Source organism: Microvirga pakistanensis (assembly GCF_004458765.1).
Classification (GTDB): Bacteria; Pseudomonadota; Alphaproteobacteria; order Rhizobiales; family Beijerinckiaceae; genus Microvirga; species Microvirga pakistanensis.
On the sequence record NZ_SPJX01000252.1, the window covers coordinates 1 to 223 of the forward strand.

Here is a 223-nt window from a genome sequence, read left to right on the forward strand (position 1 = left end):
CAAACCGTGATTTCGCTGCCTTCCACAAGCAGGCGCAGGAGGCGGGACTCGCCGCTCCTTCCTGGGTGGCGTTGATCGAGCCTGGCGGCGAGGTGCTTCTCAACACGCGCGTGCCCTATGGTTCGCCCTTGCTCCATAGTCGGCGCGAGGACCTTTTCCGGAAGGTGCAGGAGACCCGCAAGCCCCAAGTGTCGGATCTTCATACCGCCCCGATCACCGGGCA

At 64.1% G+C, this 223-nt stretch carries 1 pseudogene; it reads left to right on the forward strand.

The annotated features are described in order from the left end of the window. Window positions 1–223: pseudogene (locus E4K09_RS29125) on the forward strand (hypothetical protein); the annotation flags it as partial.